Origin of the sequence: Mesorhizobium sp. IMUNJ 23033 (assembly GCF_044778005.1) — a bacterium.
Lineage (GTDB): Bacteria > Pseudomonadota > Alphaproteobacteria > Rhizobiales > Rhizobiaceae > Mesorhizobium > Mesorhizobium amorphae_A.
In genome coordinates this window covers 32,882-53,131 of the sequence record NZ_JBJACT010000002.1, presented here as the reverse complement: position 1 = coordinate 53,131, position 20,250 = coordinate 32,882, and the positions used below count along the sequence as shown (strand labels likewise).

Annotated in this window: 19 protein-coding genes; 6 read left to right on the top strand and 13 right to left on the bottom strand. The window is 63.1% G+C overall.

The window, feature by feature from the left end; translation table 11 throughout:
* Positions 1-4: 4 nt before the first annotated feature.
* Positions 5-1,654, bottom strand: a complete 1,650-nt coding sequence (gene ettA, locus ACFX5Q_RS03565; protein WP_404275425.1) for an energy-dependent translational throttle protein EttA — start codon at positions 1,652-1,654, stop codon at positions 5-7.
* A gap of 268 nt (positions 1,655-1,922) precedes the next feature.
* Here ettA and ACFX5Q_RS03560 point away from each other — a divergent pair, with 268 nt between their 5' ends.
* On the top strand, positions 1,923-3,203 hold the full coding sequence (locus tag ACFX5Q_RS03560) for a diguanylate cyclase (protein ID WP_404275424.1): 1,281 nt from the start codon (positions 1,923-1,925) through the stop codon (positions 3,201-3,203).
* Positions 3,204-3,245: 42 nt separating this feature from the next.
* Here the strand turns inward: ACFX5Q_RS03560 and ACFX5Q_RS03555 are convergent, their stop codons facing one another.
* Positions 3,246-4,256 (bottom strand): ribonuclease, encoded by a 1,011-nt coding sequence (locus ACFX5Q_RS03555; RefSeq protein WP_404275423.1) that lies wholly within the window; start codon positions 4,254-4,256, stop codon positions 3,246-3,248.
* Between the two features lie 185 nt (positions 4,257-4,441).
* On the opposite strand from ACFX5Q_RS03555, the gene ACFX5Q_RS03550 reads away from it, so the two are divergent.
* The 3 genes from ACFX5Q_RS03550 to ACFX5Q_RS03540 all read left to right on the top strand — a co-directional run bounded on the left by ACFX5Q_RS03550 (position 4,442) and on the right by ACFX5Q_RS03540 (position 8,276).
* On the top strand, positions 4,442-5,374 hold the full coding sequence (locus ACFX5Q_RS03550; RefSeq protein ID WP_404275422.1) for an alpha/beta fold hydrolase: 933 nt from the start codon (positions 4,442-4,444) through the stop codon (positions 5,372-5,374).
* Between the two features lie 80 nt (positions 5,375-5,454).
* Positions 5,455-6,630: a CaiB/BaiF CoA transferase family protein gene (locus ACFX5Q_RS03545; RefSeq protein WP_404275421.1), complete on the top strand. Its 1,176-nt coding sequence runs from the start codon at positions 5,455-5,457 to the stop codon at positions 6,628-6,630.
* On the top strand, positions 6,627-8,276 hold the full coding sequence (locus ACFX5Q_RS03540) for a thiamine pyrophosphate-binding protein (protein WP_404275419.1): 1,650 nt from the start codon (positions 6,627-6,629) through the stop codon (positions 8,274-8,276). Before ACFX5Q_RS03545 ends, ACFX5Q_RS03540 begins: the two co-directional genes overlap by 4 nt.
* Positions 8,277-8,327: 51 nt before the next feature.
* Here ACFX5Q_RS03540 and ACFX5Q_RS03535 read toward each other — a convergent pair whose 3' ends face one another.
* On the bottom strand, positions 8,328-8,774 hold the full coding sequence (locus ACFX5Q_RS03535; RefSeq protein ID WP_404275418.1) for a CHRD domain-containing protein: 447 nt from the start codon (positions 8,772-8,774) through the stop codon (positions 8,328-8,330).
* A 157-nt stretch (positions 8,775-8,931) separates the two neighbouring features.
* Positions 8,932-10,215 (bottom strand): cystathionine gamma-synthase family protein, encoded by a 1,284-nt coding sequence (locus ACFX5Q_RS03530; RefSeq protein ID WP_404275417.1) that lies wholly within the window; start codon positions 10,213-10,215, stop codon positions 8,932-8,934.
* 121 nt (positions 10,216-10,336) lie between these two features.
* Here ACFX5Q_RS03530 and ACFX5Q_RS03525 point away from each other — a divergent pair, with 121 nt between their 5' ends.
* Positions 10,337-10,795, top strand: coding sequence for an Lrp/AsnC family transcriptional regulator (locus ACFX5Q_RS03525; RefSeq protein WP_192180809.1), 459 nt, complete (start codon positions 10,337-10,339; stop codon positions 10,793-10,795).
* Between the two features lie 51 nt (positions 10,796-10,846).
* Here the strand turns inward: ACFX5Q_RS03525 and ACFX5Q_RS03520 are convergent, their stop codons facing one another.
* The 4 genes from ACFX5Q_RS03520 to ACFX5Q_RS03505 are packed head-to-tail and all read right to left on the bottom strand — an operon-like array spanning position 10,847 to position 14,710.
* Positions 10,847-11,818 (bottom strand): ABC transporter substrate-binding protein, encoded by a 972-nt coding sequence (locus tag ACFX5Q_RS03520; protein ID WP_192180808.1) that lies wholly within the window; start codon positions 11,816-11,818, stop codon positions 10,847-10,849.
* Between the two features lie 41 nt (positions 11,819-11,859).
* Positions 11,860-13,014, bottom strand: coding sequence for an ABC transporter permease (locus ACFX5Q_RS03515; protein ID WP_404275415.1), 1,155 nt, complete (start codon positions 13,012-13,014; stop codon positions 11,860-11,862).
* Complete coding sequence (locus ACFX5Q_RS03510) at positions 13,011-13,889, bottom strand: ABC transporter permease (protein ID WP_404275413.1); 879 nt, start codon at positions 13,887-13,889, stop codon at positions 13,011-13,013. Before ACFX5Q_RS03510 ends, ACFX5Q_RS03515 begins: the two co-directional genes overlap by 4 nt.
* Positions 13,890-13,918: 29 nt before the next feature.
* The gene (locus ACFX5Q_RS03505) at positions 13,919-14,710 is read right to left on the bottom strand and encodes an ABC transporter ATP-binding protein (protein WP_404275412.1); all 792 of its coding nucleotides are present in this window, start codon (positions 14,708-14,710) and stop codon (positions 13,919-13,921) included.
* 116 nt (positions 14,711-14,826) lie between these two features.
* Here ACFX5Q_RS03505 and ACFX5Q_RS03500 point away from each other — a divergent pair, with 116 nt between their 5' ends.
* Positions 14,827-15,231, top strand: coding sequence for a cupin domain-containing protein (locus tag ACFX5Q_RS03500; protein WP_006204163.1), 405 nt, complete (start codon positions 14,827-14,829; stop codon positions 15,229-15,231).
* Between the two features lie 26 nt (positions 15,232-15,257).
* Here ACFX5Q_RS03500 and ACFX5Q_RS03495 read toward each other — a convergent pair whose 3' ends face one another.
* From ACFX5Q_RS03495 to ACFX5Q_RS03475, 5 genes are all read right to left on the bottom strand, one after another.
* Positions 15,258-15,635, bottom strand: coding sequence for a hypothetical protein (locus ACFX5Q_RS03495; RefSeq protein WP_404275411.1), 378 nt, complete (start codon positions 15,633-15,635; stop codon positions 15,258-15,260).
* Positions 15,636-15,637: 2 nt separating this feature from the next.
* The gene (hydA, locus tag ACFX5Q_RS03490; protein ID WP_404275410.1) at positions 15,638-17,089 is read right to left on the bottom strand and encodes a dihydropyrimidinase; all 1,452 of its coding nucleotides are present in this window, start codon (positions 17,087-17,089) and stop codon (positions 15,638-15,640) included.
* A 34-nt stretch (positions 17,090-17,123) separates the two neighbouring features.
* Positions 17,124-17,573, bottom strand: a complete 450-nt coding sequence (locus ACFX5Q_RS03485; RefSeq protein ID WP_404275409.1) for a contact-dependent growth inhibition system immunity protein — start codon at positions 17,571-17,573, stop codon at positions 17,124-17,126.
* Positions 17,570-18,820: a Zn-dependent hydrolase gene (locus ACFX5Q_RS03480; protein ID WP_404275407.1), complete on the bottom strand. Its 1,251-nt coding sequence runs from the start codon at positions 18,818-18,820 to the stop codon at positions 17,570-17,572. Before ACFX5Q_RS03480 ends, ACFX5Q_RS03485 begins: the two co-directional genes overlap by 4 nt.
* Positions 18,821-18,890: 70 nt before the next feature.
* A complete protein-coding gene (locus ACFX5Q_RS03475; RefSeq protein WP_404275406.1) occupies positions 18,891-20,219 on the bottom strand; it encodes an aspartate aminotransferase family protein in 1,329 nt (442 codons plus the stop codon).
* Positions 20,220-20,250: the final 31 nt, after the last annotated feature.

Here is a 20,250-nt window from a genome sequence, read left to right as displayed (position 1 = left end):
TATCCTATCGCGTCAGCCTCTTATACGTCATCCGGTGCGGGTTGACGGCATCGGGTCCGAGGCGACGGATCTTGTCCTGCTCGTAATCCTCGAAATTGCCCTCGAACCATTCGACATGGCTGTCGCCCTCGAAGGCGAGGATGTGCGTCGCCAGGCGATCGAGGAACATACGATCGTGGGAGATGATGACGGCGCAGCCGGCGAAGCTTTCCAGCGCGTCTTCGAGCGCGGCCAGCGTTTCGGTGTCGAGGTCGTTGGTCGGTTCGTCGAGCAGCAGCACATTGCCGCCGGTCTTCAGCATCTTGGCCAGATGCACGCGGTTGCGCTGGCCGCCGGAGAGGTTGCCGACCTTCTGCTGCTGGTCCTGGCCGCGGAAGTTGAACGACGAGCAGTAGGCGCGGGTGTTGGCTTCGTACTTGCCGAGCTTGACCACTTCGGCGCCGCCCGAGATCTCTTCCCACACGGTCTTCGACGGATCGAGCGCGTCGCGGCTCTGGTCGACATAGCCGAGCTTGACCGTCTCGCCGACGCGGATCGTGCCGGCATCGGGCTTTTCCTGGCCCGTGATCATCTTGAACAGCGTCGTCTTGCCGGCGCCGTTCGGGCCGATGACGCCGACGATGCCGCCCGGCGGGAGCTTGAACTCCAGGCCCTCGATCAACAGCGTATCGCCAAAGCCCTTCGACAGGTCGGCGACCTCGATCACCACATTGCCGAGGCGCTCCCCATGCGGGATGACGATCTGGGTGTCGGTCGGGCGGCGGCTGTCGGCGGCGACAAGTAGATCCTCGAACGCCTTGATACGCGCCTTGGACTTGGTCTGGCGGGCCTTCGGGCTGGACTGGATCCATTCGCGCTCGCGGCCGATGGCGCGCTGGCGGGCGTCGTCCTCGCGGCCTTCCTGCTTGAGGCGCTTGGCCTTGGCTTCGAGATATTTGGTGTAGTTGCCCTCATAGGGAATGCCGCGGCCGCGATCGAGTTCGAGGATCCAGCCGGTGACATTGTCGAGGAAGTAGCGATCGTGGGTGATGATCATCACCGCGCCCGGATAGGCGCGCAGATGCTTTTCCAGCCACGCCGTGGTTTCGGCGTCGAGATGGTTGGTCGGTTCGTCGAGCAGCAGAAGGTCGGGCTGGCGCAGCAGCAGCTGGCAGAGCGCGACGCGGCGGCGCTCACCGCCCGACAGCTTGGTGACTTCGGTATCCTTGGGCGGGCAGCCCAGCGCTTCCATCGCCATCTCGACCTGCTGTTCGAGGTCCCAGAGGTTCAGCCGGTCCATCTCGTCCTGGAGCTTGGCGGACTCGTCCGCCGTCTCGTCGGAATAATTCATCATCAGTTCGTTGTAGCGCTCGATGATGGCGGTCTTGGCGGCAACGCCTTCCATGACGTTCTCGAATACGGTCTTCTTCGCGTCGAGCGCCGGCTCCTGCGCCAAATAGCCGACGGTCGCTCCCTCGGCCAGCCACGCCTCTCCGTTCCAGTCCTTGTCGATGCCGGCCATAATCTTGAGGATCGTCGACTTGCCGGCGCCGTTGGGGCCGAGAATGCCGATCTTGGCGTCGGGATAGAAGGACAGATGGATGTTCTCGAGCACCTTCTTGGTGCCGTAGGCCTTGTTGAGGCCGGCCATGTGATAGATGAACTGGCGTGCCACGCGCGCTTTCCCTGATAATTGACCGAAAATGTCGGATTGAATGGAGGTTGCGCGCTATGTAGGCGATGCCGGGCCGAACGGCAATCGCTTTCGGTGGCTTCGGTAGTTCCCAAAGCTTCCGCAAGGCTTATGGGACACACCGAGGATCGACGTTTTCGGTTCGCCACACCGGCTCACGAAAGCACCGGTTAATGATTCCGCGTCAAAACGGTGTCTGATGGAAATCGCCGGCAAGCCGCGATTTCCGAGGAGAGATCGGATCGACGGATTGCTGAACGGTTTCCTGCTCCTTACCGAAGCGGTTCTCTACTTCGGCGTCATGGTCACGCTGTTCCGCTTGCGGGATCGCATCGGCCTCGGCGTCTTCGTCTGCGCGCTCGGCGTCATGCATTTCCTCGAGACCTATCTCGCCAGCGTGTTTTACGTCGCCCTGCCCTTCGGCATGGTTTCACCCGGTTCGGCGGTGCTGTTTTCTGGCAAGCTGGTGATGCTGCTTCTGCTCTACATCAAGGAAGACGCGGCAACCGTGCGGCAGCCCATCTACGGCCTGCTGCTCGGCAACGCGCTGATGATCGGCCTGGTGCTGATCCTTCGCCTGCATGCGATTTCACCGCTTCCCGACGGCAAGCTTCCCGACATCGGCTTCATCGACCAGATGGGCTGGCTGATGGTGTGGGGCACGTCGCTTTTGTTTGTCGACGCCATATTGATCATCCTGCTCTACGAAAAGCTCGGCCGCTACCTGCGCAACGCGCCCTTTGCCCGCATTCTGGTCTGCGTCGCCTGCGTGCTGACCTTCGACCAGGCGGGTTTCTTCACCGCGCTGCATTTCGTCGCCGGCGCGCCGATCGCAGTCTTCTTCGGCGGCTGGTTCGCCAAGATGGGTGCGGCCCTCGTCTACAGCTCGATGCTGGTTGCTTATCTCAAGTGGTTTGAGGCGCGTCCGATCGCCGTGCCGCGCGGCCTGTCCGACATCTTCGACACGCTGACCTATCGCGAGCGCTACGAGGCCCTGGTCAAGCATGTCGGCCGTGACGGCCTGACCGGCCTGCTGCATCGCGGCAGCTTCGAAACCGATGGCGAAGCTGCCATCGCGGCCAGTCTGCCGACCGCCAGGCCGCTCAGCCTGCTGATCGTCGATGTCGACCATTTCAAATCGATCAACGACCGCTTCGGCCATGCCGAGGGCGACAAGGTGCTGAAGTCGATCGCCGCCGTGCTCACCGAGGCCGCCGGCGCCGAACACAAGGTTTTCCGCATCGGCGGCGAGGAATTCGCCATCCTTTGCACGCAGCCGCATGCTGTCGCAAGGCTGCTCGGCGAAAGCATCCGGCATGCCGTCAAGGCCTCGGCCGGCACCAGCAAATTCGACCTTACCGTCAACGTCGGCATCTCCAGCCTCAGCGAGACGACCCGCTGCCTCGCCGATGTCTTCGCCCTGGCCGACCAGCGTCTCTACAAGGCCAAAGCGGCTGGTCGCGATCGCGTCGTCGGCGAGCTGGGCGACGCTCAAGTCGAAAGCCTCGACGCCTGGACACGGTCGGCGTAGCGCATCAGTCGCTGTCGCCAGCGCCGGCGAAAGCCCGCGCGCTTACTGGAACCCGATCGGGTCGACGGTGCCTTTCGGGCAACCCGCCTTGGTCGTCGGCGCCGAAGCCTGCATCAGATCGGCGAGCGAGCTGGTCGGGCCGATCGGACCGGCAAGGCCGAGCGTCAGTTCGCCGATCAAGCGCCTGCCGCTCGACGGGTCGACCAGGCAGGACACCCGGACCCGTTCGCCGGCTCCGGCGCCGAAGGCGCTGTCGAAGGCTTTGCGGATCTGGTCCGACGTCACCTGCTTGCCGATATTCTTGGTGAAGAGCTCGCGCACCGGCGAGGCATTCACTGCGCGCATCAGGTTCAACGCATCGGTAAAATACTCCTGCTGGCTCTTGCCGTAGCAGGTGCCATGCTTGATCCATTCATGTCTTTCCAGATCGGACTTGGTGCCCGGCATCACCTGGTCGAGTTCCGCTCGCGTATCCGCATCGAGGTTGACCGGTGGCAGGTCCCGCCAGTGAGCCGGATTGTCGTTGGCCTTGTCGCTGGCCGCCACCTGACAATAGAAATTGCCGTTCGGCTGCGGCCACAGGCCATGCAGGGTGAAATGCGTCGCTTCGAACCCCGCCGGGGCCTGCGCCTGGCATTCGGTCTTGTTGGACTTGGTTTCGCAGAAGGCCGGCTGCCAGCTTAGCGCGAAGACATATTCGGGCTTCCCAGAGGCCGGCGCCGACGGCTTGGTTTGATCGGCCGGTGCGGGCGCGGTTGCGGCGCTGCCGCCGGTGACGTGGCCGCAGCTGATCTTCACCCAGCGGCGTTCGGGATCGGCGCCCGGCACCAGGATGAGATAATGCGTTGGCGCGTCCTTGTTGCCGGCAAGCAGCTGGTAGCTTTGCCCCGCCTCGGTCGAGACATTGCCGGGGTTCTTGCCACTCTTGATTGCTTGCGTCGCCGGACAGGCGGCGTCAGCGACGAAGGCGCCGCTCATCTTGACGTCGGCTCGCGCCGCACCAGCCACCGAGGCGACCAAAAGCGCCAAAACGAAAGCAAATCCTGTCCGCATACCCTTGCCCCGGCTGGAAGATACTGCGCCACACACTGCCTTGGTCTCCGTGTCAGAATTGCGATAGCGCGCCACAAGATCAGAAACATTCACAACTCGGAATCGCCATGCCGGATTGACGCAAAACCGGCGCCGGCGCAAACAAAACTCTTGTGAGCGCGAGAGCGCAGGGGGACCAAGAGACAATGCCATTCAGCCAACAGCGCATGGTCAAATCGCCGACCGGCGCGGAGCTCAACCTTTATGTGAAGCACGCTGGCGGCCATCCGCGCGCCGTCATCCAGATCAACCATGGGCTGGCCGAGCACGCCGCGCGCTACGCCCGCTTCGCTGATTTCCTCAGCGAGCGCGGTTTTCACGTCTACGCCCACGACCATCGCGGCCACGGCGCCACCAAGGCGCCTGACGCTCCCCTCGGCAAATTCGCCGACACCGATGGCGGCGCCAAGGTCGTTGCCGATGTCAACGCCATCCACGACCTCATCGCCACGGAGCAACCCGGCCTGCCGGTCATCGTCTTCGGCCATTCGATGGGCGCCTCGGTGGCGCTCAATTTTGTCTTGGCGCACTCAGCGCGCATCCATGCCGCCGCGATCTGGAACGGCAATTTCTCGCAAGGCCTGCTCGGCCAGCTGGCGCTCGCCATCCTGGCCTGGGAGCGGTTCCGGCTCGGTTCCGACGTGCCGTCGCGCATCTTGCCGAGGCTGACCTTCCAGGCCTGGGGCAAGGCGGTGCCTAATCACAAGACGCCGTTCGACTGGCTGTCCCGCGACGAGGCCGAAGTGGCGAAATACATCGCCGACCCGCTGTGCGGTTGGGACGCGACGGTGACAATGTGGCGCGACGTGGTCAACATGGCGCAGCACGGCGGCAAGGACTCGAGCTTTGCCGGCGTGCGCCGTGACCTCTTTGTAAGCCTGATTGGCGGTGAAAAGGACCCCGCTTCCGACTATGGCAAGGCGATCGGCCACCTCGCGAAACGCATGCGCGCGATGGGCTTTTCGAATCTGGTTTCAAAGGTTTACGCCGAGACCCGCCACGAAAGCCTGAACGAGGTCAATCGGGACATCGTCATGAACGATTTCGCGGCATGGGCCGAAACTGTCCTGAAGCGGTGAAGGCTTGGCCCAGCGCAAGGCTCGTGACAGCCGCGGCGCGTGTTGATAGAGGCTGCGGTTCCGACCAATTCTGGTGATCCATGACTGAGCCTCCCCTGAAAGGCATCCGCGTTATTGAACTCGCCCGCATCCTTGCCGGGCCGTGGGCCGGGCAATTGCTGGCCGATCTCGGCGCCGACGTCATCAAGGTCGAGAGCCCGGAAGGTGGCGACGACACCCGCAAATGGGGGCCGCCCTTCGTCATGAGCCATGACGGCGAGAACCTGTCGGCCGCCTACTACCATTCCTGCAATCGCGGCAAACGCTCCATCGCCGTCGACTTCTCGACGCCTGAAGGCGCCGAGACCGTGCGCCGGCTGGTCGCGACCGCGGACGTGATGATCGAGAACTTCAAGCTCGGCGGCCTCAGGAAATACGGGCTCGACTATGACAGCCTGAAGAAGATCAACCCCCGCCTGGTCTATTGCTCGATCACCGGCTTCGGCCAGGACGGACCTTACGCGCCGCGCGCCGGCTACGACTTCATCATCCAGGCCATGGCCGGCATGATGTCGATCACCGGCGAGGCGGGCCGCGAGCCGCAGAAGGCTGGCGTCGCCATCTCGGATCTCTTCACCGGACTTTATTCGGTGATCGCCATCCAGGCCGCGCTTCGCCATGCCGAAAAAACCGGCGAGGGCCAGCACATCGACATGGCGCTGTTCGACAGCCAGATCTCGGCGCTCGGCAACCAGAACCTCAACTATCTGGTGTCCGGCAAATCGCCAGTGCAGATGGGCAACGCGCATATGAACATCGCACCCTACGAGGTGGTGCCGGTCAGGGATGGCCACATCATCCTGGCGGTCGGCAATGACGGCCAGTTCGCCAAATTCTGCGCTGCCGTCGGCCTCGACGATTTGCCTGGCAATCCCGATTTCGCCACCAACCCCGCCCGCGTCGCCAACCGAGCGAAACTGCGCGAGCGCATGATCGAGACGCTGAAGGATACCGATCGCGATCTGCTGCTGGCGAAGCTGGAAGCCGCAAGCGTACCGGCCAGCCCGATCAACACCATCGGTCAGATGTTTGCCGATCCGCAGACGATCGCACGCGGCATGCGCCTCGACCTGGACGATGGTCATGGCAATCTTCTGCCCTCGGTGCGGGCGCCGATGGTCATGTCCGGCACGCCGCTGGTCTACGAGCGCCCCTCGCCGCGCCTAGGCGAACACACCGAAGAGATCCTTGCCGAACTGGAGAAGTCGGGACAATGAAGACAGGCGGACAACTGATCGTCGACGCGCTCGAAGCCAACGACACCGATCGCATTTATTGCGTGCCGGGCGAATCCTATCTGGCGGTGCTCGACGCCCTGCACGATTCGCCGATCCATACTATCGTCTGCCGCCAGGAAGGCGGTGCCGCGATGATGGCCGACTGCCACGGCCGCCTGACCGGCAAGCCCGGCATCTGCTTCGTCACCCGCGGCCCCGGCGCCACCAACGCCTCGGCCGGCATCCACATTGCCATGCAGGATTCGGTTCCCGTCATCCTGTTCATCGGCCAGGTCGCCAGCCACGCCAAGGAGCGCGAGGCTTTCCAGGAAGTCGACTACAAGCGCTTCTTCGGCGATATCGCCAAATGGGTGGTCGAGATCGACGATGCGGCGCGCATTCCCGAATTCGTCACCCGCGCCTTTGCGGTGGCAACCTCCGGCCGACCCGGCCCGGTCGTCATCTCGCTGCCAGAGGACATGCTGACCAGTCTTGTAGAGGCGCCCGCGGCCTTGCCGCACACACCAGTTGAAACCCGCCCCGGTGAAGCTGAGCTCGACGCGCTTGAGAAACTTCTTGGCAAGGCCAAGCGGCCCTTCGTCATCCTTGGCGGCACGCGCTGGGATGACGACGCCGTGGCGCGGATGCGAGCAATCGCCGAAGCATGGTCGCTGCCGGTCGGCTGCTCTTTCCGCCGCCAGATGCTGTTCGACCATCTGCACCCCAACTATGCCGGTGACGTCGGCATCGGCATCAACCCGAAGCTGGCGATGGCGATCAAGCAGGCCGACCTCGTACTTTTGATCGGCGGCCGCATGGGCGAAATGCCCTCCTCCGACTACACGCTGCTGAAAAGCCCCTACCCTGACCAGACGCTGGTCCATGTCCACGCCGATGCCGGCGAGCTTGGTCGCGTCTACCGGCCGGCGCTTGCGATCAACGCCTCGCCTTCGGCCTTCGTCGAGGCGTTCGCCAAACGCAAGCCCACTGCCACGCCGGCATGGGCAGACGAGACGCCGAAGCTGCACGCCGCCTATCTCGACTGGTCGACGCCGCCGGAGAGCGGTCCCGGTTCCGTCCAGATGGGACCGATCATGAATTATCTCGAAAAGGTCCTGCCAGACGACGCCATCCTCACCAACGGCGCCGGCAACTACGCCACCTGGGTGCATCGCTTCCACCGCTCCCGCCGCTTTGCCACGCAGGCGGCTCCGACCTCCGGCTCGATGGGCTACGGCACCCCTGCTGCGGTCGCCGCCAAGGATCTTTATCCGGATCGCACCGTGGTCGCCTTCGCCGGCGATGGCTGCTTCCTCATGAACGGGCAGGAATTCGCCACCGCCGTGCAATACGACCTGCCGATCGTCGTGGTCGTCGTCAACAACGGCATCTACGGCACCATCCGCATGCATCAGGAGCGCGAATATCCGGGCCGCGTCGTCGCCACCGATCTGAAGAATCCCGATTTCGCCGCTCTCGCCCGCGCCTATGGCGGCCACGGCGAGACGGTCGAGAAGACCGCCGATTTCGCCCCTGCGTTCGAGCGCGCGCGCGCCAGCGGCAAACCGGCGATTGTCGAGATCAGGCTCGATCCCGAGGCGATCACGCCGACCCGCACGCTGACTCAAATCCGCGACAAGAGCTGACCGACGCGAAAGGGGCAGTGCACCGCCCTTTTCCGCCGGCAGGACGGTGCGCTACATCGTCGTCGCCGCCTTCTCGATCTGCCCGCGAATTTCGCCGTCTGGATTCGCCTTGGTGTGGACGTTGACGTAATATTTGCCGGCTTCCAGATCGGCCGCCTGTGCATCGGTCAGCGTCGCCGATCCCTTGATCGGGCTCTTGACCTTCTTGAACGGGATCACGGGTCCCGCGTTTTCACCCGCCGCGGCCGGGCCGTGAATGTGGGCGGCCGTCGCCGGCCCACTGAGGCCGGAATATTTCACGTTCCAGCTGAGCTTCTTCTTGGCGGTGTCGAAGGTAAATGTGGCGGTCCCCTTGCCCTTGGTGGTGACAGGCGGGCTCTGCTGGCTGCCGTCGAGCGTCGCCTTGTACTTCACAATATCGGCCATGGCCGGCGAAGCGAACAGCAGGGCCGTCGAAACGGCGAACGCCGAAAGCAGCGACAAGGATTGGATGCGCATGAAGAAACCTCCGTTTCGTGACGCATCCGCCGCGGCTCCCCGGCGCGCGGATGCGTCACTGAAACGGTTGGACGGCGCAATGTATCCCGGCACACGCATATTTTACCGGCGCCCATAAAAAAGGGGCGGTCGCACGCCCCTTCCATGAAGGCAAGAATCAGACGGCCGCCAGCGCCTGCGTCAGGTCGGCGATCAGGTCGTCGGGGTGTTCGACACCGATGGACAGCCTGACCGTCGTCTCAAGCACGCCGATGCGCTGGCGCACGTCGAAGGGAATTCCCGAATGGGTCATGGCCGCCGGATGGCTGGCCAGCGATTCCGTTCCGCCGAGGCTTACCGCCAGCTTGAAGATCTGCAGGCCGTTCAGAAAGGCGAAGGCCGCCTTCTGGCCGCCTCTGATGTCGAAGGAGAATGTCGAGCCGGCGCCGCTGCATTGCACCCGATAGGCGCGGCCTGCAGGCGTGTCCTCGCCCAGGAACGGCAGATAATGCACCTTCTCGACCTTGGCATGATCGCGCAGGAATTCGGCGACCAGGCGCGCATTGTCGTTGGCCCGCTCCATGCGGATCGACAGCGTCTCAAGCGAGCGGCCGAGCATCCAGCAGGAATGCGGGTCGAGCTGCGTGCCGATGGCGCCGCGCAGCGCCTTGATCGGCTTGGTGACCGCCTTGCTGCCCATTGCCGCACCCGCGATCAGGTCGGAATGGCCGCCGACATATTTGGTCAGCGAATAGACCGAAACATCGGCGCCATGTTCGATCGGCCGCTGGAACACCGGGCCGAGCAGCGTGTTGTCGCACACGATGATCGGCGTCGACCCTTGGCCCGCGCCGATCTCGTCGGCGATTCTCCGCATCAGCGCGATATCGACCAGACTGTTGGTCGGATTTGACGGCGTTTCGATCAGGATCACCGAGACACGGCCCTTCGCGACCGCTGCGTCGGCAGCGGCCCGCACCGCCGTTTCGTCGACACCGTCCGCAAAACCGACAGCGCCGATGCCGAAGCCGGCAAGCGTGCGCGTCAGAAGCGTCTCAGTGCCGCCATAGAGCGGCTGCGAATGCAGGATGACGTCGCCCGGACGAGCATAGGCCAGCAGTGTCGTCGCGATCGCCGACATGCCGGACGAGAACAGGATGCAGGCTTCCGTTCCTTCATAGACCGCAAGGCGATCCTCGACGATTTCGCTGTTGGGGTGATTGAAACGCGAATAGACCAGACCGGAAGCCGTGCCGCTCGGCGGCTCCTTGCGGCCGGAGGTGTAGTCGAAGAAGTCGCGTCCCTCTTCCGCCGACTTGAACACGAAGGTCGAGGTGAGGAACACCGGCGGCTTGACGGCACCCTCCGAAAGCTGCGGATCGAAGCCATAGCTCAGCATCAGCGTCTCCGGGTGGAGCTTGTGGTTGCCGATATGGGTTTTCGACGGGCGCGGCGCGGTCATGGTTTTTCTGCCTTTTGAGGAGTGTCTCACGGCAATTTATGCCATCCCGATCGTGCAGTCCTTGCTATTTTTGGACCGGTATGGCTGCACTCTCGCAAGAAATTGCCTCAGGAGACGCAGAGTGCAGCAGAAGATAGCCGACGATTTCGATCGCAAGATCCTGCGTGAGCTGCAAGCCGACGCCCGCATCACCAACAACGAGCTTGCCGAGCGGATCGGTCTGTCGCCGTCGCCCTGCCTGCGGCGTGTGCGGCGCCTGGAGGAAACCGGCGTCATCAGAGGCTACACCACGCTGGTCGATCCGGCCGCTTTCGGCTGGACCATGGTTGCCATCGCCACCGTCCGGCTCAGCCGCCAGAACGAGGACGAGATCGTCATGTTCGAGGACGCGATCCGCGGCTGGGAAGAGGTGCTGGAATGCCACCTCGTGACCGGTTCGCGCGATTATGTGCTGAAGGTGGTGACAGGAAGCCTCGACCAGTACGAGCGCTTCATCAAGGAGAAGATCGCCCGGCTGAAATGCGTCGCCTCGATCGAGACCAGCTTCGTCATGAACACCATAAAGGAACGGCGCCTCTGACACTTGGCCAGAGGCGCCGCTTCAAAGATCAGTATCCTTGCTTAGGCAGGCCTACTTGATCGCCTTGTCGGTGATCGCGGTCGTGTAGGCGCCGCTAGGCTCCTTGGTGATGATCTTCTGGTCGAGCAGTGCCTTGGCGGTGCGCTCATAGGTCGCCGGATCGAGCTTGCCGTCGGCATTGTCGATCAGCTTGGCAACCTCGCCCATCATGCGCTTCTGGTGGTTTTCGTCCTGGCCGCCATTGTCCATGACGATGCCGGCCGCCTCGTCGGAATTGTCGACGGCGTATTTCCAGCCCTTCATCGAAGCGCGAACGAAACGCACCATCTTGTCCTCGAAGGCCGGATCCTTGAGCTTGTCCTCGGACGCGTAGAGCCCGTCCTCGAGCAGGTCGTTGCCCATGGCCGAGTAGTTGAACACGATCAACTGGTCCGGCTTGTAGCCGGCATCGATCAGCTGCCAGTATTCGTTGTAGGTCATGACCGAAATGCAGTCGGCCTGCTTCTGGATCAGCGGCTGCACGTCAAAGCTCTGCTTCAGCACGGTGACGCCGTCCGGACCGCCTTCGGTCTTCAGGCCAAGCTTGTTCATCCAGGCGTAGAACGGATACTCGTTGCCGAAGAACCAGACGCCCAGCGTATGGCCCTTGAAGTCGGCTTCGGTCTTGATCGGGCCGTCCTTCGGGCAGACCAGCTCCATGCCGGCCTTCTTGAACGGCTGGGCGATGTTGACCAGCGGCACGCCCTTTTCGCGCGCGGCCAGTGCGCCGCCCATCCAGTCGACGATGACGTCGGCGCCGCCGCCGGCGATCACCTGCTCGGGCGCAATATCGGGGCCGCCCGGCTTGATGTCGACGTCGAGGCCTTCGGCCTCATAGAAGCCCTTGGCCTTGGCGACATAGTAGCCGGCGAACTGTGCCTGCGTGACCCATTTCAGCTGCAGCGTCACCTTGTCCGCCGCCATCGCCTGGAAAGCGGCCAGCGACATCGCACCGGCCAGAACAGGAATAATCAGTCTTTTCATGTTGTTACCCTCTGAAGTTAGTGCCCTTAAACCCACCGCCCCTATCCACCACGGACAGAGGGATGCCAAAACGTGACGGCTCTCTCGAAAAGAGCGACCACGCCATAAAAGACCGAACCCGCAAGTGCTGCAACTGCGATTTCAGCCCAGACCATGTCGATGTTCATCCGCCCGACCTCGGTCGAAATGCGGAATCCCATGCCGACGACAGGCGTGCCGAAGAACTCGGCGACGATGGCGCCGATCAGCGCCAGCGTCGAATTGATCTTCAGCGCGTTGAAGATGAAGGGTGCGGCCGCCGGCAGCCGCAGCTTGAACAGTGTCTGCCAGTAGCCCGACGCATAGGTGCGCATCAGGTCGCGTTCCATGTGGCCGGAAGCGGCAAGCCCGGCGACAGTGTTCACCAGCATCGGGAAGAAGGTCATGATGATGACGACCGCCGCCTTGGACTGCCAGTCGAAACCGAACCACATCACCATGATGGGGGCGACGCCGATGATCGGCAGCGCCGAGACCATGTTGCCGATCGGCAGCAGGCCACGCCGCAGGAAGGGCACGCGGTCGGCGGCGATTGCCGCGATGAAGCCCGCGCCGCTGCCGACGACATAACCGAAGATCACCGCCTTGAAGATGGTTTGCCTGACATCGGCCCCAAGCACCGGCAGCGAGCTGGCGATGCGCGCGCCGATGGCGCTTGGCGGCGGCAACAGGATGAAGGGAATGCCGGCGCCGCGCGTGATCGCTTCCCAGAGGATCAGGATCCAGGCGCCGAAGATCGCCGGGATGATCAGGCGAAGGGCGGTCCTGGCCCAATTCGCGACGGGGCGCAGGGAAGACAGCACCGCCACGCAGCGCCATCCCAGAAGCCACGCAGCGGCGAGCACCAGGAAATACGGCGTCAATGCCGTGCCTTCGAACCCGTTTATGCCCGTGATCAACAGCCAAGCGACGAGATGCGCACCGACGAACAGCACCAGAGCTTCAACGATAGCCGGCAGCCTGGTCATCGAGACACACGCTGCGATAACAAGCAGGCCGAACATCAGCCCCTTCGTCACAAGATAGGGGTAGTGGAAGGACGCCTCGGGTTGCGCCAACGCCGCCGCTTCCGGCTTCGACATCGCGCCGAGCGCGACCGCGATCAGGCAGAGCGCGACCGCCAGCACCGCCTGCCAGGAGGGTTTCAGCCAGTTCATGCCGGCCTCCCGCCCATGGCGCGGTCGACGAGGCGCCCGGCGATACCGACCACCATGACCAGCAGCGCCGCCACGACCGAGCCCGCGACCAGCGCCGACCAGATGTCGATGGTCTGGCTGTAATAGGCGCCGGCGAGCAGCTTGGCGCCGATGCCGGCGACAGCACCTGTCGGCAGTTCGCCGACAATGGCGCCGACCAGGCTTGCCGCCACCGCTACCTTCATCGAGGTGAACAGAAACGGCACCGATGCCGGCACGCGCAGCTTCCAGAAGGTCTGCGCGCGGCTGGCATTGTAGGTATGCATCAAATCGAGATGCATGATCTCGGGCGAGCGCAGTCCCTTGACCATGCCGACCGCGACTGGGAAGAACGACAGATAGGTCGAGATCAGCGCCTTGGGGATCAGGCCGGTGATGCCGATCGCCGCCAGCACGACGATGATCATCGGCGCCACCGCCAGGATCGGGATCGTCTGCGAAGCGATGATCCATGGCATCAGGCTGCGGTCGAGTGTCGCCACATGCACGATGCCGACGGCGATGATGATGCCAAGCGCCGTGCCGAAGGCAAAGCCGAGCAGTGTCGACGACAGCGTCACCCAGGCATTGTAGACAAGGCTGCGGTTCGAGGTGACGCTGCGCAGAAACGTGTTTTCGAAGAAGTTCACCGCCACCTGGTGCGGCGCCGGCAGCGTCGGCTTCGGCTGCGACAGCGTCTTGCCGAGGAATTCCACGACGCCCGGCGTCTCGTTGGCGCGGCGGTCGAGATCGCGCTGGAACGGCGTGTTGAGGACGACGGCCATCACGTACCAGACGACGACCACGCCCAAGAGGATCGAGGTCACCGGGACGATCTTGTCGCGGAAGCTATCCATTGAGCGCTCCCCGCGCGGTTGACGCCCCCTCAATCATCATAGCTGTGTCCTGCCCGCAGCCCGTCGCGCACCCGCGCCGCGATCGCCAAAAACTCCGGCGTCTCGCGGATGTCGAGCGGCCGCTTCTTCGGCAGTGTCGATTCGATGATGTCGCTGACACGACCCGGGCGCGGCGACATGACGACGATGCGCGTCGAGAGGTACACCGCCTCGGGAATGGAGTGGGTGACGAAGCAGATCGTCTTGTTGGTCCGCTCCCAAAGTTCCAGCAGTTGTTCGTTGAGATGGTCGCGCACGATCTCGTCCAGCGCACCGAACGGCTCGTCCATCAGCAGCAGATCGGCGTCGAAGGCGAGCGCGCGCGCGATCGAGGCGCGCTGCTGCATGCCGCCGGAGAGCTGCCAGGGATACTTTTTCTCGAAGCCGGAGAGGTTGACCAATTCCAGCGTGCGCTTGATGCGCTCGGTCTGCTCAGCCTTGGAGAGGCCAATGATCTCCAGCGGCAGCCCCACATTGCGCTCGATCGTGCGCCAGGGAAAAAGGGCAGCGGCTTGAAAGACATAGCCGTAAGCCCGCTTCTCGCGCGCCTGCTCCGGCGTCATGCCGTTGACAGAGATGGTTCCGGCGGTCGGCTTCTCCAGATCGGCAATGACGCGCAGCAAGGTCGTCTTGCCGCAGCCGGATGGCCCGATGAAGGAGACGAATTCACCCTTGCCGATGGTGAGATCGACGTTGGACAGCGCCTGCACCGGGCCGTCATTGGTCTGGAAGGTGAGGCCGAGTTTGCTTGCCGAAACGACGGCTGGCGAATTCCCTGTCATAGGCTGCAACCTGCCTCGCCGCATCGCTGCTGCGCTGGCTGGAATCCGGTTGATTTTGTGATTGCGTTGTTTTCCACTCGTCCTGTCCCATCAGATCGACGCCCGGAGTTTCCCCGATGTCGCCTAAACCCACTTGTCATCTTATCCGCCCGGAAAGCTCTTATGAAGGCAAGCAGGGGCTGAGCTACTTCGCCGGCATCGCCGCCGAGACCGTCGGCTCCTCCGGCATCTGCATGCATCTTCTCACCATGCCGCCCGGCGCCCGCGCCAAGGCGCATCTGCATGAAAGCCATGAAACGGCGATCTACGTGCTCTCCGGCGAAGTCCACACCTGGTACGGCGACAAGCTCGAGCAGCAGATCCTGGTCAAGGCCGGCGACCTCTTCTACATCCCCGCCGGCGTGCCGCATTTGCCGGCCAATCTGAGCGGCAGTCCGGCTTCGGCGGTCATCGCCCGTACCGACCCCAACGAACAGGAAAGCGTCGTCCTGTTGCCGGAACTGGATGCGCTGGTCGCTTGAGATCATCGAACGTGAGACGCTGGCCGTCATCGGCACCGGGACACTTCCCCGTAAACGGTGCCGTCCTCGTCGGCGATCACCAGCTTCTTGGCATTCTTGGGGCTGCGCTTGATGGTGAACTGTATCGGCGACTGACCTTCCTCGCCCTCTGCCTCGCACATGGATTTGACCACCAGTGACCCATCGGCCTGTGCCTTCTTTTCGGTGAAGGTGCAGGCGCTGGCCGCGGTAACGAATGCCTCGTCGCTCAGGAGCAGCATGTCCTCGGCATAGACTTCCTGGCCGTTCTTGTTGATGCAGCCGGACTTGTTGCCATAGGGCTTGGACAGGTCGATCGCAGCGGCCGAAGCCTGGCCGGCGGCCAGCAGGACCGCGGCCGCCATGGCGAGATGAACAATGCGCATGGTCAGACCCCGGTCGCCGGAATGCCAGTGCGTTCCACCTTGCGTGGCGCAGAAATTTCCTTCCACGTCGACAGCGCCCGGTTGACTGCCGCATTCGGCTCGCGCGCGACGAATTCGCCATGGCCGGGCTTCGCCTTGACCTCGGCTTCCTCGATCGACAATTCGCCGCGCGAGAAGACGAAGCGCGGCAGGCCGGTCACCTCGAAACCTTCGAAGACATTGTAGTCGATCACCGACTGCTGCTTCTTCGAGGTGATCTTCTTCTTGCGCTTCGGGTCCCAGACGACGATGTCGGCATCCGCGCCTTCGACGATGGCGCCCTTCTTCGGATACATGTTGAGAATCTTGGCGATGTTGGTCGAGGTCACCGCGACAAACTCGTTCATCGTCAGCCGCCCGGTGTTGACGCCGGTGGTCCACAGCATCGGCATGCGGTCCTCGAGCCCGCCTGTACCGTTCGGGATCTTGGTGAAATCGCCGACGCCGTTGCGTTTCTGCTTGGTGGTGAAGGCGCAATGGTCGGTCGCCACCACTTGCAGCGATCCGGCCTGCAGGCCGGCCCACAGCGAATCCTGGTGCAGCTTGTTGCGGAAGGGCGGGCTCATCACGCGGCGCGCGGCATGGTCCCAGTCCTTGTTGAAATATTCGCTCTCGTCGAGCGTCAGGTGCTGGATCAACGGCTCGCCGAACACCCGCATGCCCTTCTGCCGCGCCCGGCGGATGGCCTCATGCGCCTGCTCGCAGGAGACGTGCACGACATAGAGAGGCACGCCGGCCATGTCGGCGATCATGATGGCGCGGTTGGTCGCCTCGCCTTCCACCTCCGGCGGGCGCGAATAGGCATGCCCCTCGGGACCATTGTTGCCGGCCGCCAAGAGCTTCTGCGACAGTGCTGCCACCACGTCGCCGTTCTCGGCATGCACCAGCGGCAGCGCGCCAAGATCGGCGCAGCGCTGGAACGACGCATACATCTCGTCGTCGTCGACCATCAGCGCGCCCTTATAGGCCATGAAATGCTTGAACGAGGTGATACCCTTGTCGACGACGGTCGCCATCTCGTCGAACACCTGCTTGCCCCACCAGGTGATCGCCATGTGGAAGGAATAATCGCAGGACGCCTTCGACGTCTTGTTGTCCCACATCTGCAAGGCTTCGAGCAGCGACTGCTTCGGCGACGGCAGGCAGAAATCGACCACCATCGTCGTACCGCCGGACAAGGCCGCCCGGGTGCCGGATTCGAAATCGTCAGCCGAATAGGTGCCCATGAACGGCATTTCGAGATGCGTGTGCGGATCGACGCCGCCAGGCATCACGTAGCAGCCGGTGGCGTCGAACTCATGGTCGCCATGCAGGTCAGAGCCGATGGCGACGATCTTGCCGTGGCTGAACAACACATCGGCCTTCCAGGTGCGGTCGGCGGTGACGATGGTGCCGTTCTTGATGACTTTGGTCATTTTCTTGTTCCCCTATATGCCCGCGTTGGCAGGCCTAAGCTTTCTTCGACCTCGTGGTGCTCGTGTCCTGTCTGCTCCAAGCCTCCCAAGCGGACTCGAAATGCGCGCGATGCTTGCCGATGTCTGACATGGTCTGATCCAGCAACCGCAAAATCCCGTCAAGCTCGATCCACAGATCGTGATGTTCCATCCAGAACTCCGCAGAAACCTTCAGGCAACTTTCAAGCAGATCGCCGTCGTAGAACGTCACCCCTATCAAGGGATTTTCAGCGAGGATGGATATCGCTTTGGGAACCACATATTCCAGTCCGAACCCTTGGCTGACCAGGAGAAGTATCTGCTCATTGGTCAGATTGCGCAGCGGCGTTGCCAAGGCGATGCTGCCCCGTTCGACAAGGGAAGTCGGATAAGGCGGCTGATCCGTCTTCCAGCCCAGCAGCACGTTGAGCGCCCGGTCCTCGTCAAGGTTGCGCCGAGGCTTCAAGCCACGATCTCCGCTGTCTCCACAACCGCATGGAACAGCACGTCGGCGCCGGCCGCTGCCCATTCCTTGGAGATGTCCTCGGCTTCGTTGTGGCTGAGCCCGTCGACGCAGGGGCACATCACCATCGCCGTCGGCGCGACGCGGTTGATCCAGCAGGCATCATGCCCGGCGCCCGAGACGATGTTCCGATGCGTGTAGCCGAGCCGGTCGGCGGCATCGCGGATCGCCTTGACGCAACCCTTGTCGAAGGTGACCGGGTCGAAATGGCCGACCTGCTCGATTTGATATTTGATGTCGAGCGCATCGCAGATCGTGTCGATGCCCTCACGGATGCGCGCGTCCATCGTATCGAGCACCTCTTTTTCCGGCGAGCGGATGTCGATGGTGAAGACGGTACGCCCGGCAATGATGTTGCGCGAGTTCGGATAGACCTGCATGTGGCCGACCGCACCGACGGCATCGGGCTGGTAGTCCATGGCGACCTCGTGCACCAGCTCGATCACCCTGGCCATGCCGAGCCCGGCATTGCGGCGTTTCGGCATCGGCGTCGAGCCGGTATGCGCCTCCTTGCCGGTCAGCGTCACCTGCAGCCATTTCAGCCCTTGGCCATGGGTGACGACGCCGATGTCGATCCCCTCGTCCTCGAGGATCGGCCCCTGCTCGATATGCAGTTCGAAGAAGGCGTGGATCTTGCGGTCACCGACCTTCTCGGTGCCCTTCCAGCCGATGCGCTCGAGCTCCTCGCCGAACTTCTTGCCGTCCTTGTCGACATGCTCGTAGACGTCGGCCTGGTCGAGCACGCCGGCGAAAACGCCTGACGCCATCATGGCGGGCGCGAAGCGCGCGCCTTCTTCGTTGGTCCAATTGGTGACGACGATCGGATGCTTGGTCTTGATGCCAAGATCGTTGAGGGAGCGCACGACTTCCAGCCCACCGAGCACGCCAAGCACGCCGTCATACTTGCCGCCGGTGGGCTGGGTGTCGAGATGGCTGCCGACATAGACTGGCGGCAGGCTGGGATCGGTGCCTTCGCGGCGGGCAAACATGGTGCCCATCTCGTCGAGGCCCATTTCGAGCCCGGCCGCCTCGCACCAGCGCTTGAACAGATGCCGGCCCTCGCCGTCCTCGTCGGTCACGGTCTGGCGATTGTTGCCGCCGGCAATGCCGGGGCCAATCTTCGCCATCTCCATGATGGAATCCCACAAACGGTCTGAATTCACTCGCAGATTCTCGCCTGGGGCGGCCATTCAAAGTCCTCTCATTTCATTACCCGGTCGGACGGCGGTTCCCGACGCCGGCCGACCGGATCAAGCAAGTCTAGTCTATTGAGCGTAGAACATCCCGCACATGGTCGATCAACTCATTGATCTGGCCCTTGGTGATGATCAGCGGCGGCGACAGCGCGATGATGTCGCCGGTGGTGCGGATCAGCGCGCCGCGTTCGAACGCCTTGACGAAGGCCGAGAAGGCCCGCTTCGTCGGCTGCCCGGCGATCGGCGCCAATTCGATCGCGCCGATCAGGCCGATGTTTCTGATATCGATGACATTCGGCTCGCCCTTGAGCGAATGCAGCGCGTCTTCCCAATAGGGCGCCAGTTCCTCGCCGCGGGTCAAAAGCCCCTCTTCCTTGTAAGTGTCGAGCGTGCCGAGTGCCGCCGCACAGGCGATCGGGTTGCCCGAGTAGGTGTAGCCGTGGAAGAACTCGATCATGTGCTCGGGGCCGGTCATGAAGGCGTCGTGGATCTCCTTCTTGACGAACACCGCGCCCATCGGGATGACGCCGTTGGAGACACCCTTGGCCGTCGTCATGATGTCAGGCGTGACGCCGAAATAGTCGGCGGCGAACGGCGTACCGAGGCGGCCGAAACCGGTGATGACCTCGTCGAAGATCAGCAGGATGCCGTGTTTGGTGCAGATCTCGCGCAGCTTCTGGAGATAGCCCTTCGGCGGCAGGATGACGCCGGTCGAACCAGCCACCGGCTCGACGATGACGGCGGCGATGGTCGAGGCATCATGCAACGCGACGATGCGCTCCAGCTCGTTTGCCAGTTCCGCGCCGTGCTCCGGCACGCCCCTGGAGAAGGCATTCTTTTCCGGAAGATGCGTGTGCGGCATGTGGTCGACGCCGCCGAGCAGCGTGCCGAACATCTTGCGGTTGCTGACGATGCCGCCGACCGAGATGCCGCCGAAATTGACGCCGTGATAGCCGCGTTCGCGGCCGATCAGGCGGGTGCGCGCGCCCTCGCCTTTGGTGCGATGATAGGCGATCGCCATCTTCAACGCGGTGTCGACCGATTCCGAGCCGGAATTGGTGAAGAAGACATGGTCCATGCCCTTCGGCGCGATGTCGACCAGGCGGTTCGCCAGCTCGAAGACGATCGGATGGCCCATCTGGAAGGCCGGCGCATAGTCGAGTTCGGCCGCCTGGTGCTGGATCGCCTCGGTGATCTTCGGCCGGCAATGGCCGGCATTGACGCACCAGAGACCGGCGGTGCCGTCGAGCACCTTGCGGCCGTCGCTGGTTGTGTAATGCATGTCCTTGGCGGACACGAACATGCGTGGCGCCTGCTTGAACTGGCGGTTTGCCGTGAACGGCATCCAGAATGCGCTGAGATCGTTCGGCGTGACTTTCAGCCGGTTGGACATGACCAAGACTTCCCCTTGTAACCTGTTTCGC